The following is a 15,412-nucleotide window of genomic DNA, read 5'->3' on the forward strand; positions in this document are numbered from 1 at the left end:
AGCCTCGGTAAAGAAAATGAAAATTCATTTTTTGGGACATGGGATGGACGTTTTCGGAGTGCTGCAGAGGACCATCGTTTCTCGGGAAGGTTTAAGTTAGGGTAGGGATTTTAAAAGATCGGTCAATTCTTCGAACGAGTGTACGGGGATTTTTTCTCCCCCGGAGGGAAGAAAACTCATCTCCCGGGCCGTTTTTAGTTTTAATATCGGGTAAAGAGTGGAAGGGTAGGGATAGAAAAGGCATATGTAATGGTTTCTGTTTAAAACGTTGATCGCCCAATGTTTTAAGGTTTCGTCTTCCGCCTCGACGATGATATGGCGATCTCCCCGTATGGGCGGATAATAGTTTCCCTGGGTAAGGTCGAATTTTATTTTTTCCCGGTCGAATAGCGTATCCATGCTGTTATCGAAAATCAGGTCTTCCGTTACCCCGCAACGTAATCCTTCCGTTTTCGATAGCAACCATAGCCGATCCGCCAGAATAAGGGCTTGTTCTATATCATGGGTGGATAACAGAATCGTTTTTTGTTGTCGGTAAGCAAGGGTATGCAGGAGTTGCATGATCTCTATTCGGCTCGTTACGTCTAAAAAAGCGGTGGGTTCATCTAAAAGAATTACCGGACATTCCTGGACCAATGCTTTGGCTATCATCGTTTTTTGTCGTTCTCCGTCGGATAGTTCGGCAACGTAATTATTGAATTTGTTTTCTATCCCCACGGAACTCATAGCCTCTTCGATGATTTTGTGGTCACGTGCATGGAGTCGTCCGAAAAATCCGGTATGCGGTTGACGTCCTAAAGAGATTAATTCATAGACGGTCAATCCTCCGGCCTGTGTCCGGTCCGTGAGTACTACCCCTATTTTTCGGGAACGCTCTTTTTCCGAATAGTCGGATAAAGGTTTCCCTTCGAGTTGCACTTCTCCCGTTAATGGGGGTTGGAATGATGCGAGTGTACGTAAAAGCGTGGATTTACCGGCCCCGTTGGGTCCCAACAGACAAACTAATTCTCCTCTATGGAGTTCGAAAGAGAGGTGTTGCTGGATTGGATTCGTCTCTTTCCGGCCTTTCCTGTATCCGATGGTCAGGTCCCGCGACCGTACGATGGGATTATTTTGCATATTAGTTGAAGTATTGGATCTTGCGTTGTTTAATGATGACGTAAATGATCACGGGGGCTCCCAATACCGGCGTTACGGCATTTAACGGGATGATGCCCGATTCCCCCGGTAATACGCATATCAGATTACATAATAGGGCAATGGCCCCTCCCAGCAGCATGGTGTTCGGAAGGAGAGAATTATGGTTCGAGGTGCCCAACAGGAGTCGTGCGACATGAGGAACAGCTAAGCCGATAAAAGCGATAGGACCGCAAAAGGCCGTTGTGACTGCTGTTAATAGCCCGGTAGCGATCAGTAGCATATGACGGATACGGCGGATGTTTATACCTAAGTTCTCGGCATATCGAGTGCCTAACAGAAGGGCATTCAGGGGTTTTGTCAATGATAAGGAGAGGAGCAATCCGATGAGACAGGTAGCGGAGAAAAAGGGCAATTGTTCCATAGATACTCCGCCGAAATTTCCCATCCCCCATATAATATAAGAGTGTACCCCTTCCGCCGTGGCAAAAAAGTTCAACAGAGCAATGACGGAAGAAGCTATATAGCCGATCATAATACCGATAATTAACAACATGATATTGCTTTTCGTCAGTGTAGAGAAAAACAGAATCATTCCCATAACTACCATGGAACCGATAAAAGCTCCCAGAATGACGGAAAAAAAACCGGATAAGTTGAATGCGCCCGCTGAAATAATGCCTCCTCCCAATAACATGACAAGGGCGACTCCCAAGCTGGATCCGGTCGTAATTCCTAAGATGGAAGGGCCGGCTAAAGGATTGTTGAAGGCTGTTTGTAACATCAAACCGGAAGCCGCTAATGCCGCTCCGCATAATAGGGCCGTAATACATTGGGGAACGCGTGATTCCCAAATAATAAATCTCCAACTCGCTTTTTCGACTTCCTGTCCGCACAAGATGTCCCAAACGGCATCAACGGGTATATGGACGGAACCTATGATCAAATTACCATACAACAACACCAGGATGGTGCCTGTTAGTAATATTCCGAATTTTCGGCCGGGAGATGTCATGTGTGAGGTATTCATTCCGTCAGTTTTTGGAAATAATATGCTTGATAATCTTTCACTAATTCAGGATGAAAAATACTTATCAGGTCTTTTAATAATAATTCGGGGTGGAAGGGCGACTCCTCGTAAAAAGCGACCTTACCCGTGTTGCATCCGTACACGTTCTTCTCTTTGAAGGCTTTGAATTTGGCGTAGGGAGCGTAGTCCGATTTTAATTCGCGAAGAGTCTTGTCTGTTTGCTGATTGTATTTTATCAGCCAAAAATCGGCCTCGTGTCCCTGGTCGAAAACAACTTCGAAGGCCAGGGGAATAGATCCGCTCCGGGGGTCGTCGCTCCATAGATAGCGGGCGCCGGCATCCGAATACAGTTGTCCCATCGTGCTTTTTCCACCCGGCACGTACCAGGCCGATCCGCTTCTTAGTTCGCTGATAACGGAGGGTTTTGACGGTGTCGTCAAGGCCAATTGACATAATCGCTTATACTCTTTTGTTACCGCTGAAAAGAGAGAGTCTGCTGTTGCTGCCTGTCCGAATAGTAATCCGTAAAAGCGCATCCATTCCGCCCGTCCCAAGGGAGAGGTTTCCATGTAATCGGCACATTCGATGACCGGTACGTCCAATTTTTCAATTCGTCCGTAGCCGCCGCTATTTTCGAAAGGAGAGAGTAAAATGGCATCCGGGTGAATATCGATGATTTTTTCGATATCGGGATTCATGCTGCTTCCCAAATCGGCGATTTTCCCTGAGGAACATCCTTCTTGTATTTCCGGTATTTTGATATACTGGAGATCGCAAACGCCGACGATACTTGTTATTGAACCCAATTGCCGAAGCAGGCTGCAATGGACGGAAGAGTAGACGATCGCCTTAGACAACGGGATTTTCACTACGGTTCCTTCCGGGAGATGAGTCGGAACTTTTTTCTCTTTCGGAACCAAAATGTAAGTATGTAATATTTTAGTAGTATCCCAGGGATTACGCAGTTGGGCTATCGTGTAGTCTTCAATCGGGAACAGCACGAGATTCTCGGCGTGTTTCAGGGGGATCGGAGCCCCGGCTGCGTTTGAACCGGATGGTTGGTTTTTGCAGGAAAAACAAAGAAGAATAAGACCGACGAATAGGGTATGAATTTTCATAGATATAAAAATAGATAAATATAATGTGATTGTCCTGCCCGTTTTTTCAGGCAGGACTTTTCTATCAGGGTTTATCCCATAAGCCATTTTCCATATCTTGGTAAGTCGGATCGTATCCGTTGCCGGAAACCTTCCATTGGGCTGCTTCCAAAGAGGAGATGACGCCTTCTATTCCTTTAAATGAGGTCAACATCATGTTGTGTTGAATTTTAATACTGCCTACACTCTTCAAGGAACTGAAACCGTTTAGGTCGGTTATGTATTTGTTGCTGTAATAAGAGCTGAAACCGCATAAGGCAAACATGCCGCCTACGCTTTGCAGTTTGGGAGCCTGAACATCTGACATATTGCTTTGATAGTTTGCCGTGGTTATATTGAAATCACCTTTTACCGTTTCCAATACCGGGAACGCTAAGATGTCGACGTTGACTCCTTCTGCTTTTAAACTTCCTAATTTTTTCAAAGCGGATAAATCGAGCGTGATCTTATTCTGAATTTGGATATCCAGCTTTCCGCCGATTTCCGTTAACCGGGGTAAATTAAAGCTTCCTGTAAGGCCGTAGACCAATAACGTGAAATCGCCGTTTACTTTTTCAATATCCAATGTCCTGTCCTGATCCGGTATATTGATGTAATACCTCAATCGGCCGACCTCTTTAATCCCTTTTATAAGGATATTGGATGTGGTGACATTGATATAGCCCGGGAAAATTTCTTTACCGGTTAAGGTCGCTTCATTTTTTATCCCTTCGAATTCCATTGAAGTAAGATTTTCCAAATTCGAAATATTTACATCTTTCAGGGCATCATTATTTTTGATAGCCAATTTGGGAACTCTTTTTAATGAGGAGAAATCGGAGAATGACTCAAAAGGCACGGAGTAAATAGTTAAGGTACCTCTTACCTCTTTAAGAGAGGAGAACCCGTTTAAGCGGGTAATCAACGGGAGTCTGTACATCCAAAAATCTCCTCCCACGTAAGAGAGCGCTTTCAATCCGTCTAAATTTTCCACTGCCGATAGGTTATCCAGAGTGAATTTTCCACCGATGAATTCCAGCGCTTTCAGTCCGTCCACGTTTGTGATCTTACTGATATCGGAAAGATTCAACTCTCCGTCGACTCTTTTTAACGAGGATAGATCCAATTCGACCAAAGAACGATCGGAAGATAGATTCAATGCGCCCCAAATCTTTTCCACCTTAGGTGCTGAAAGGGTTTCCAAGGTCGAGAGCGATCCCAAAGTAGCACTTCCCCCAATATTGGTTAACTTGGGAAAGTTTATGGTTGCGATCTTACTCTGACTGCTTTCTACATATAACGTTTGGGCGATATCTTTTAATTGGGGGAGGTTTACCTCTTCCAGTCCGGTCCCTTTGTTGATGCGTATGGCCCCGACCGATTCTAAATTTTCTAATCCTTCTAAAGTCGTCCCGCCGTATGTAGAGTTGATGATGAGGTCGTATTTTACTTTCCGAAGTTTGGCCAAGGGAGCCAGAGAGGTGACGGTTGCCTCGCCTTCTGCTTCTCCGATGGTCAGACTTCCGTTTACTTCATTTATGTCCTGTGCGGCGAAGGCTTCCAGGTCGGCTTGGGTTGCCAATACGACATTGCCTTCATGAGCGACGGATCTCTTCTCTACGACATAAGTATAGGTACGTTTACTCCCGTTATACGAAGTAACCGTAAACGTCTGTTTGATATTCCATGCCTGTACTTCCGAAAGGGACGGAGAGAGGGTAGCGTTTTCACTGGTCGTAATGGCGGCGGAAATGCCGTCGAAAGTAAAGTTTTCGGGAACGACCAGTTTGATGTTGTCCCCGTGAATTGTCGTGTGCAGTAAAGCTTCTCCTTGTTTCAGACGAAAGGAGATTATATAGTTGTCTCCTCCCGTAAAATCACTTTCGTCGTCGCTACAACTCGTCACGAAAAGCGGGATAAACAAAAAGAAAAAAACTCTTTTTATAGATAACAGTTGCATATTCTTTTTCATTTACGAATTAAACTTCAATTTTGGTTGGGTTCTGTCCATTGGCCGTTTTGTAACATTTCGAGTGTCGGATTGTACTTGTTTTTCTCCGTTTTTAAACTGGAAATGCCCGGAATCGCCTGTTTTAAGCCTAAAAATGATACCAATGCTGCCTGACTGGTGATCTCGACCTCTTTTACGCTCGCAAGAGCAGAGAATCCGTCCAGATGGGTCAATGCCTTATTGGTATAATAACTGCTGCTCGTGTTCAGTGTCAGTTTATTACCAATGCTTATTAAAGCCGGCATTTCGATAGAGGCAAAAGAGTTGCTATAGTCGGCCGTTGAGATGGTCATGTCTCCGCCTACTGCTGTTAAGGCCGGTATTTTCAGGGCGAAGTTTTTGGAGAAATTGTTGATCTTCAAATTCGCTCCGACCTTTGTAAGCAAGGGTACTCCGAATTCGGTTAAGCTACTCAGGCTTGACTTTAAGGTAAAATTTCCGGATACCTCTGTCAGATGCGGGAATTTTAGTGTCTTAAGCGAACTTGTATTTGCAGTAAGATCCCCGTTGATTTTGGTTATGCCTTGGGCGTCGATGTTGTATAAGGCATATCCGTTTAAATCCAAGCCTCCGATCTCTTCTATACCTTCCAATAAGGGAAAGAGATTATCTGTTTGGGAGATAGAGGAGGTGCATTCCAGACGAAGGATACCGTTGAATACCTTGTCTCCGATTACTTTAGCGGTGGCTAATGTTTTGTTCAACAGGTTGAGCGTCGCGATGTCCAAGCCTTTGATATGGATCTCGGTTATATGATTCAGATTGGATAACTTTAGTTCGTTGATTTTCTTTAAAGTTGCCGGGGCTTCGAATTTTTCAAAATGGGTTATGGACTGAATCGTGAATATGCCTCCGATCGATGCCAGAGCCGGGAACCCGTCTAAATTTTCCAGGTGGGACAAGCTTTCGAGGGTTAGGTTACCGGTTATTTCGCGGAGGAGAGGAAATTTGCATGTAAGAATGGAGTTATTTCTTAATTTGATCTCTGCAACCTGTTCCAGTACGGGCATCTCCAGTTCGAGGATTTGACAATACCTGATATCCAGTGTCCCGGAAATCTCTTTTAAAGCGGGAGTGTTTAATATCTTAAGCATGGACTTGGAAGTATTGGCAAAAATAGACATTCCTCCGCACTTTTCTAAAGCGGGTAGATCGATCCGCTCCACCTTTTCCAGTTTTTCGATGGAGAAGTTGTCTCCGATTCGGACTAAATTAGGGAAATAGATAGTCGGAATCAAAGAGAGAGAACCTGAAGAGGTATAGGTCAGGCCTCCTTCTATTTCCTCCAACGCGGGGAACTCTGTTTGAGCTAAATTTCCTGAAACATTCAAATGACGTCCGATACGGTTTAACTTGGGACACACGATTTGTTCTACCTTCGCGTGATTTACCGTAAAGTCTTTTCCCACGGAAATCAGGTGCGGAAACTCTATCAGTTCGAGGTTCTTGCCTGCCTGGATCGAGACTCCTCCCACTTTCTCCAAATTCTCTAATCCTAACAGATCTTTTCCGGTATACCGGTCATTGACGATCAAATCGTATCGTATCTCCCGAAGGTTATGTAACGGAACTAAAGAGGTGATCGAGTCTTCGCCGGAAGTCGATGCAATGATCAGATTTCCGTTGATTGCCGTGATTCCGTTTGTTTCGAATGCATTTACCTCCTCTTGTGTCGTGAGTTGTATGCTTCCTTCCAGTACGGATTGTTCTTTTTTTACCAGATAGTAATAGACTCTTTGTTCTCCGTTCGAAGCATTGACTTTAAAAAGCATTTGTTCGTCCCATTTGTCGATCTCTTCCGGGGAGGGTGTAATACGTGCCCGTTCGCTCAAAGTCAGTTCTGCTTTGGCTCCTTCCAGTGAAAGAGCCGCGGGGGCTGTGATGATGATACTGTCGTTGATCAATTCTGCCTTTAAAGAGGTACTGCCCTGTGTCAAAATAAAAGAGGTGATGTAATTATCCATTCCGTTAAAGGGATCGTCCTTGTCGTTACATCCCGTGATTCCGAGTACGGCAAAGAGCATGAAAATCGACCCTGTTATATTCCATTTTTTCATATTCATGATCATTTATTCTTTAAGTGATAATCGTAGGCTGCACAACACTCGGTGGAAAGTTCTCCGATGTTTTCCGCTTTGGAACTTATTCCGGTTTGTACCATGACAAAATCGATGTATTTTAGTTTTATAGGGGTTCCGTCGCGTTGAACGGCATTACCGATGTCGAAACAATCCTTATTTGTTCCGTAGTTATCCACGTATCCCCATTCGTAATCCCGATTATACCAGATTCCTCCGACATTCTCGGTAAGGGGAGCCAGTTTGGTACCATATAGGGTATAGCTGTTCCCTTGGATAAACATCGGAAAATAATAGTCCTGGGAGTGGTAGCTATTGATATCCACACTTCCGGTTTTTCCCTCATTGTCGACCCAAATCACGTTGGTGCGAGTTTCCTTGGGCTTGTAGTAGGTAATGGCGTATTGACGGGTAGTCTGTTCCGGGATAGCACTTCCTTTCAATTCGTACCATGTATCGTTCGGCAATCCGTCTCCGTTTTCATCCTGCATGACCCATACGATAGCCGGTTCGGAATTACCGGAAAAAGCATTTCCATTAATTTCTAAATCATATTCGCCTTCTTTGTTCTCCACGCTATGGTCGAAGCCCATGACGATGTATCCCCCGTAAGCCCCGAGGAAGGTGTAACTCTCGTTGGTAAGTATGGAACGGGCATCGTTTAAAGCTTGGGTGAAAGTAGAACCGATCTGGTATGAATTGAATTGATTCGGTGCGGGGATATATTCGAAAATGTCGGTTATCTTTGCGGAACTTGAGGCGGTGATCGTCCGACGATGGGTCTCTTCCGGTTCCGTACAGGTAATATCGGCTTCTGCAAATACTGTTTTTCCCCCCTCTTTTACAGATACTTTAAGGCGATAGGTTTTCTGTTGCGTAGGTTCAAAAGTGAAAAATACCGATTTTTCGTTTTGTACGGTTCCGTCCACGCTCCATTCATAAACGGCGTTGGGGGAAATACCGAATGTGGTCGGAGATAAAACTAATTTTCTCCCTTGAGGAACTGTAAATTTGGGAATCCGGTTATCCGTGGGAATCCGGTAACGGCCGTCGCTAAAGATCAATTGTGCTTCTATGACGGATAAGACCATCACTTTATTGATGTAAACGGCCTCTCCGTCTTCATTTTTTACGGTCAAAGCCAATTGGTATTCTCCTGCTTCGGGTTGATTGAAGATGAGTACGCTGTCCGTACCGGATACTTTTCCGTCTACTCGCCAGAGATAACTGGCACCTTCACTGTTCTCTACCGCGGGAGCTATCGGATAATCGATCCCGGCAAACGGGGCAAGGGAACCGTTGATGGAGACCACGGGAAGGGCTTTCTCAACGACGGAGATTTTTACCTGTTTTTCTATACTTCCGTTATCCGCATCCAATCGAAAGTTAACAAAGCTCTCGCCGATTTGCTTGCCGAAGAACAGGAATGTCGTATCGGTGGAGACGATCTCACCGTTTATCTTCCAGGAATAGACAGGATTTACGGCATCTTTTATTTTTGCTTTTAACGTGATCTCTTTACCGATTTTGACTTTATATTCTCCACTTCCGTTATTGAAAGTCACGTCAGGAGAACCGATATGTACCTTATCGTCGTCGGAACAGGATTGAAGGGTTCCGAGGAAAAGGCCCCATAACAAGATGATAAGTAAGAATTTGTTTTTTTTCATAATGAGCGATTTTTTATTTTAAATCTTTCAATGGTTTTGTGGTAAAAACAAGGTGTGCCGGAATATCTCCTGTGGTCACTTCCCATTTTTTCTTTCCGTCCGGGGTGAAACAATAAAGAGTGCCCGGGGTGACATAGCCTTTGGCATCAGAAATGTATATCTCTCTGGTTCTCGGATCTACGGCCAAAGAGTAGGGGACCTCTATCGATAGTTCCGTTCCGTCCTTGATAAAGTTTCTGGTTACGATACGTTTTGTTTTGGTATTGTATATGGTGTAGGTGACCGTGTTCTTTTCGGTGATTTTGCTGTATTCCGTGCTGTAGGCGTAAAGCGAATCCCCGCAAAGGTATAGCTCGCTTGCCGGGAAATTCAGAACGTCGGTGACGATGTCTTTTCTCGGATCGATGACATAGGTGTTGGAGTGTATGTTTTTATAGTCTCCCCGGGAGGTAACATAGATATTGGCATTCCGGTCGATTTTCATCCGGTGGAGGTTGATGGCTACCGGAATTTTTTTAATCTCTTTAAAACTGTTCAGGTCGATGACCGATACCGTATTGTCGTAGTTGGGAACGCGATACCCTCCGGAGTTGGCTGCGTATAGTTTATTTCCGGCAATAACCATCTCTTCCGGTTGATACCCCACGGAACAGGAGTCGAGTATTTGCAGGGTAGCCGTATCCACTTTGGCTACATACCCTAACCGGGCGTTGGGATCTATTTCTATTTTTCCGGCATAAGAGCTGACATAAGCGTATCCTTTGTCGAATACGATGTATCGGCAATTCGGAATAGAAATTGTTCCGATATGCTTGGCCGTATTGACATCCATGACTTCCACCAGATTGGAGGCATTGATAACCGCGTATAATTTGTTTCCGTAAATTTGAATGTCGTTTCCTACGTCTCCGAGTTCTTTGACAACCGAAGGATTTCTTTCCGGAAAGATATTTTTATGGTATTTTCCGGTCGTGTAGTCGAAGTAGTCCAAAGTGGCTTTATTGCTGCCCATATTTCCTTCGTTCAACAGAAAGAATCCCTTAATGGGACCGGAGACCGAATCGCTCGGCGCTACTTGGGTGATAACCGAAGAGATGATCTCTTCATCATCGTTCCGGCAGGAAGAGAATATAAAGCTTCCTACCAGAAAGAGTATACCTACATGAATTTTTAGTTTGATCATACTTTAAAAGATTAAAGGTTTATTTGTATCAGATTTCTATATTGATCGTAAACTTTACGTTGGTACCCGGCATGGGATAACACTCCACGACCTCGTATTGTTGATTCAGCAGGTTATTGATTTCTGCCGTCAATCGGATTTTTGCCTTCTTCCACAGAAATGTCTTGGAAGCCGAAAGGTCGTTTGTATACCACTCTTTGGCTTTGTTTTCAGGAATATTGGCGCTCGATTCGTAACGTTTTCCGGTATAGATGAAGCTGTAGTTCAAATCCCAGCTTTTATAACTGCCGTTCAGGATTGCGGATCCGCCATGCCAGGGAATATAGGGGATCTGATCTCCGTAAAAAGGACTTCCCGGTTTACTGAAATCCTGAGCCTTCTGGTAGGTATAGTTTATTCGGGTATCGAGCAACCAATGACGTTTGAAATTCCAATGCGATTGTAAGGCAACATCCACTCCTCGAATTTCGACCTCTCCCAAATTGATCATTGTCCAGCGAAATTGGTTGGAGATCGGAATGGCGATGATTTTATCGGTTACTTCGTTATAGTAGCCGTCGACTTGAATTTCTAAACTTTTTAGTGCCGAAGAGGTAAACTGGCGGGCATAGGTGATACCGAAATCGTATTGGATCGTGTATTCCGGAGCCAGATTTTTGTTCCCGATAAAGGTATAATACAGATCATTCAGGGTGGGCATCCTGAATATTCGTTTGTAAAATGCCCTGAAATTCAAATCTTTTTCCTCCCAGGGTTGCCAGGAAAGGACAATGGTGGGGGTATACTTTTGTTTACTGTCTGCAGCTGCATTTGTAACGCGAGTTTTATCATTGACGAAGGTACCCAGTAGACTTGCCTGTATGTTCAAACGCTGGAAATTAATAGCCGTAGCCAGTGCGATTAAGCCCGTGTAACGGGTAGGATAGACAAAATCGACGAGGTCTGCATTCAATTTATTCCATTGGAAATCGGCAGATAAATTTAGATTCCATCCGGGAAGAACGTTGAACAGGTTGGCGGAAGAAAGATATACCTCTTGTTGGCGATAGTGGTTGTTTACATACATCGTAGAAGCGTCCAAGCGGGGATCGGAAAGATAATGCAGGTAATCGTAAGCGTATTTGCCGTTGATAAGCATGCTGTAACGGTTGAAGTACTTTTTAAAGGAGCCTTGTAGAAAAAAATTGGAATCCCATTGTCGATCCTGATTTTTAAATTTCCCGGGCTCTTCACGTACCGAGGCTCCGGGATATCCTCTTTCCGAATGATAGAAATAAGTTTTTGCTTTCCATTCTCCCTCTTTGAGCTTGCCGAAAAGACCGTATTCTGCTCGAATGGCGTATACATCCCCGTTCTTACGTATTTCAGTGGTATCGTAACCGTTTTTCTTCCGGTAACTGAATTTGTATTTTCCGTTGGTATACATGTATTCTGCGCTTAATGAACCGTCGATATTTTTACCGAGTCGGTTTTCCAGCAGAAAGGAGGGATTGGCCAACCCGAAGGAACCGGTCTTAAAGGTAAATTTGGCATTGTATTTTTTCTCCGGATTGAATCGGGGGATCCTGGAGACCATATAAATGGATCCGGCTGAACCGAAGTCTTTGGCCGATTGGAAAATGGCGCTTCGTTGTCCGTTGTATAATGAAATGGACTCCATATTGTCCAACGAAAAACGTCCTAAATCGATAATTCCGTTTTGGGCATTTCCCAACTCGATCCCGTCATAGAAAACTCCGACGTGTTGAGTACCCATACTCCGGATATTAACGGTTTTCAACCCTCCGATTCCCCCGTAATCTTTAATTTGTACTCCGGAAAAATAGCGTAAAGCATCAGCGACAGAGTGGACGCTTAATTTTTGTAAAGTAGCTCCGGATAAAATTTGGACGGGAATGATCTCTTTTTGTATCTGCTTGGCGGAAACAACGGCTTCCTTTATATGATACATTTTAGTTGTGTCCTGCTGTTGGGCATAAATTCCCGGTGTCATCAACAACCATAAATTCAGAGCTATAAGATGCGAATAATTCATTTTTAGCTGTCATTAAAGTAATAAACAGCCTTCTGGAGAATATCCTGCGGTACAAATAACGAAGTTACTCTTTTGTCGTAAAGAATAAATCGGATAATGTTCACGTTTATATCCAAGCTCTACTCCCAGAAAGCTTCAGATTATAACGATATTGGCAGGTCTTCTGACTTACTCCGTTTTCAAACGCCCTTCCCATTTCGTGTCGAAACAGTGGATGTGAGTATTGTTCGAAAATTTCGGTGGAGCTTACAGCAGCGGGTCTGTTCAGGATTCTCACCTGATTCCCTTTTCACCACCTTCCGTAAAACGAAAGGTGACACCAAAATCGATTGTTTAATCGGGTGCAAAATTAGATAGTATTTAGTAATAAACAAATAAAATGTGCAATTAAAAATTCGATTTCGAAAATACAGGAATATTGCCTGTCTGAATAAAGGCTGTTACAATGATGGATAGGTATGGTAGAATAATGTACTTACAGTCGATTCACTGAAAGATGGGAGCATTATCGGACAATCGTCCGGGGAAGATAACAATGGTTAATCAGGAAAAGGAGTTAAGTAGGCTTGTCAAGTTGGTCGTGAATAATTTGACGGCCATAGCCAATAATATGATACCGAAAAATTTACGTAATACGTACACTCCTCCTTTTCCGATCAAACGTTCCACCAAAGAGACGTTTTTTAATACGATATAAACTACTGCCATGTTTAAAATAATGGCTATGATGATGTTAACGACATGACATTCCGCACGGAGAGATAAGGTCGTCGTGAGAGCTCCAGCTCCCGCAACCAAAGGAAAGACCACGGGAACGATGGTTGCGGAACCTCCCGGACCATTATTGCGGAAAACCTCGATATTAAAAGTCATTTCGATCGCTAATACAAAAAGTACCAAAGCTCCGGCTATGGCGAAGGAAGAGATATCGATATTGAATAGTTTTAATAGGGCGTCGCCGGCAAAGAGAAACGTGATAAAAATAGCTAAAGAAATTCCGGTTGCTTTTTCCGCATTGACCTTATTCCCGCTACTATTTAGATTCATGATTATAGGAGCGGAACCGGTGATATCGATCACGGCAAACAATACCATAAAGGCCGTAAAAATCTCTTTAATACTAAAATTTAATTCCATGTCGCAAAAATATAAAAAAGCAACATATTAAAAAAGAACAAAAGGTATTGTCTGTAGAATAAATAAGACAATACCTTTTTGTATATGTGCTTCCTGTATTATTCTTCCCGGATAGCCGTGATTCCGGGGAGCTTTTTGCCCTCGATATATTCGAGCAATGCACCACCTCCCGTAGAGACGTAGCTGACTTTGTCGGCTAAACCGAATTGGTTGATGGCTGCGACCGAGTCTCCTCCGCCGATAAGCGAGAAGGCCCCTTTTTCGGTTGCTTTCACGATGGCTTCGGCGATGGCTTTTGTTCCTTCGGCAAATTTGGGGATCTCAAACACGCCTACGGGACCGTTCCAAAGAATGGTTTTTGAATTTTCGATGATTTTTGCAAATTCCTTTCGGGTTTCCGGGCCGATGTCCAAACCTTCCCAGCCGTCCGGGATATTCATGGGGTCTACAATTTGAGTGTGGGCGTCCTGACTGAAAGCGTCGGCGGCTAATGTTTGGTTGGAAAGCACTAAATTAACCCCCTTTTCTTTGGCGATTTTTAGGATATCGAGGGCTAAATCCAGTTTATCTTCTTCGCAAATCGAATTTCCGATATGACCACCCAATGCTTTTTTAAAAGTATAAGTCATACCACCGCCCAAAATCAGGTTATCCACCTTGTCCATCAGATTCATGATGATATCGATTTTAGAGGATACTTTCGAACCTCCCATGATGGCTGTAAAAGGACGGGTCGGATTGTGCATTACTTTATCCACGCTTTCTAATTCTCCTTTCATGACATAACCGAAAAGTTTGTCGTTCGGGAAAAATTCGGCGATCACGGCAGTAGAGGCATGGGCCCGGTGGGCGGTTCCGAAGGCGTCGTTGATCCATACGTCTCCTAAAGAGGCCAGTTCTTTGGCAAATTGTTTGTCCCCTTTTTCTTCCTCTTTGTGGAAACGAAGGTTTTCCAATAGAAGTACTTCTCCCGGTTTTAAATCGGCTGCCATCTTTTGGGCTTGTTCTCCGACACAATCTTCCGCGAATTTAACAGGGGTATGCAATAACTCCTCTAAGTGCTTTTGAATGTGTTTCAAAGAAAACTTATCCTCCGGTCCGTTTTTCGGACGTCCCAAATGAGACATGAGAATAACAGAACCTCCTTTTTCCAATACTTTTTTTATCGTTGGAATGGCAGCCCGCATGCGGGTATCATCTGTAATTTCGAATTTGTCATTCATAGGTACGTTAAAGTCGACTCGAATTAACGCCCTTTTGTTTTTAAAATTGTAATTGTCAATCGTCTGCATATTATTTATGTTTAGATATATTCTTACGTAATTGTCATGATAAAGGTATGTATAAAATGAATTTAAACAAAGAAAAAAAGTGAAAAGGCTATCGGGGAGTCGGTTTGTCGGGAAATGAGAGAGAAAATTTGTAGGTCTCGAAAAAAATGCAGACTTTAGCTATTCATACGATACATCAGATGGATAAACATGAATTTTTTATGAAAAAGGCTTTGGAAGAAGCCTATATTGCTCAGTCGGAAGGGGAGATCCCCGTGGGAGCGATTGTTGTTTGCAAGGATAAAATTATTGCCAGGGCCCATAATCAAACCGAGAGATTGAATGATGTGACGGCTCATGCGGAAATGTTGGCGATTACATCGGCAACCGCTTCGTTAGGAGGAAAATATTTAAATGACTGTACGCTTTACGTGACGATGGAACCATGTACTATGTGCGGGGGGGCTTTAGCGTGGGCTCAGTTGGGAGAGTTAGTGTATGGAGCATCGGACCCGCACCGGGGATACGCGAGGCTGACTCCCCCTATACTTCACCCGAAGACCAAAGTGGTAGCCGGAGTGTTGGGCGAAGCATGCGCCGATTTACTGAAGGCATTTTTTGTTCGTAAACGTGATTAATTCTTTCCCGCATTGTATATGCGATGGAGTTTTTATACATTTGAGACTCGAAAAAGAAAACGACGAATCCTTTTAGGCTGGGATTC

General features: G+C 43.8%; 11 protein-coding genes and 1 riboswitch. Of the genes, 1 reads left to right on the forward strand and 10 read right to left on the reverse strand.

What is annotated here, in order from left to right:
- Positions 1-96 precede the first annotated feature (96 nt).
- From PGR74_RS04320 to PGR74_RS04365, 10 genes are all read right to left on the reverse strand, one after another.
- On the reverse strand, positions 97-1,119 hold the full coding sequence (locus tag PGR74_RS04320; protein WP_110688491.1) for an ABC transporter ATP-binding protein: 1,023 nt from the start codon (positions 1,117-1,119) through the stop codon (positions 97-99).
- Between the two features lies 1 nt (position 1,120).
- Positions 1,121-2,167 carry an iron chelate uptake ABC transporter family permease subunit gene (locus tag PGR74_RS04325; protein ID WP_394341851.1) on the reverse strand — a complete coding sequence of 349 codons (1,047 nt, stop codon included), beginning with the start codon at positions 2,165-2,167 and terminating at the stop codon, positions 1,121-1,123.
- On the reverse strand, positions 2,164-3,285 hold the full coding sequence (locus PGR74_RS04330; RefSeq protein ID WP_270516773.1) for an ABC transporter substrate-binding protein: 1,122 nt from the start codon (positions 3,283-3,285) through the stop codon (positions 2,164-2,166). The genes PGR74_RS04325 and PGR74_RS04330 overlap by 4 nt, the downstream gene beginning before the upstream one ends.
- 64 nt (positions 3,286-3,349) lie before the next feature.
- Positions 3,350-5,275: a hypothetical protein gene (locus tag PGR74_RS04335; RefSeq protein WP_270516774.1), complete on the reverse strand. Its 1,926-nt coding sequence runs from the start codon at positions 5,273-5,275 to the stop codon at positions 3,350-3,352.
- A gap of 14 nt (positions 5,276-5,289) precedes the next feature.
- Positions 5,290-7,371, reverse strand: a complete 2,082-nt coding sequence (locus PGR74_RS04340; protein ID WP_146216417.1) for a hypothetical protein — start codon at positions 7,369-7,371, stop codon at positions 5,290-5,292.
- 8 nt (positions 7,372-7,379) lie between these two features.
- Positions 7,380-9,062 (reverse strand): PKD-like domain-containing protein, encoded by a 1,683-nt coding sequence (locus PGR74_RS04345; RefSeq protein WP_041505203.1) that lies wholly within the window; start codon positions 9,060-9,062, stop codon positions 7,380-7,382.
- Positions 9,063-9,075: 13 nt separating this feature from the next.
- A complete protein-coding gene (locus tag PGR74_RS04350; RefSeq protein ID WP_270516776.1) occupies positions 9,076-10,245 on the reverse strand; it encodes a YncE family protein in 1,170 nt (389 codons plus the stop codon).
- 28 nt (positions 10,246-10,273) lie between these two features.
- Positions 10,274-12,238 carry a TonB-dependent receptor gene (locus PGR74_RS04355; protein WP_442985414.1) on the reverse strand — a complete coding sequence of 655 codons (1,965 nt, stop codon included), beginning with the start codon at positions 12,236-12,238 and terminating at the stop codon, positions 10,274-10,276.
- Between the two features lie 178 nt (positions 12,239-12,416).
- A riboswitch (cobalamin riboswitch) is annotated at positions 12,417-12,619 on the reverse strand.
- A gap of 204 nt (positions 12,620-12,823) precedes the next feature.
- Positions 12,824-13,417 carry a MarC family protein gene (locus PGR74_RS04360; RefSeq protein WP_041505200.1) on the reverse strand — a complete coding sequence of 198 codons (594 nt, stop codon included), beginning with the start codon at positions 13,415-13,417 and terminating at the stop codon, positions 12,824-12,826.
- 98 nt (positions 13,418-13,515) lie between these two features.
- Positions 13,516-14,709, reverse strand: coding sequence for a phosphoglycerate kinase (locus PGR74_RS04365; RefSeq protein ID WP_041505199.1), 1,194 nt, complete (start codon positions 14,707-14,709; stop codon positions 13,516-13,518).
- Between the two features lie 179 nt (positions 14,710-14,888).
- Between PGR74_RS04365 and PGR74_RS04370 the strand changes: the two genes are divergently transcribed.
- Positions 14,889-15,326, forward strand: a complete 438-nt coding sequence (locus PGR74_RS04370) for a nucleoside deaminase (RefSeq protein ID WP_041505319.1) — start codon at positions 14,889-14,891, stop codon at positions 15,324-15,326.
- Positions 15,327-15,412 lie beyond the last annotated feature (86 nt).

Source organism: Sanguibacteroides sp. AM78-02pH3A (genome assembly GCF_027666085.1).
Taxonomy (GTDB): domain Bacteria; phylum Bacteroidota; class Bacteroidia; order Bacteroidales; family Marinifilaceae; genus Gabonibacter; species Gabonibacter massiliensis.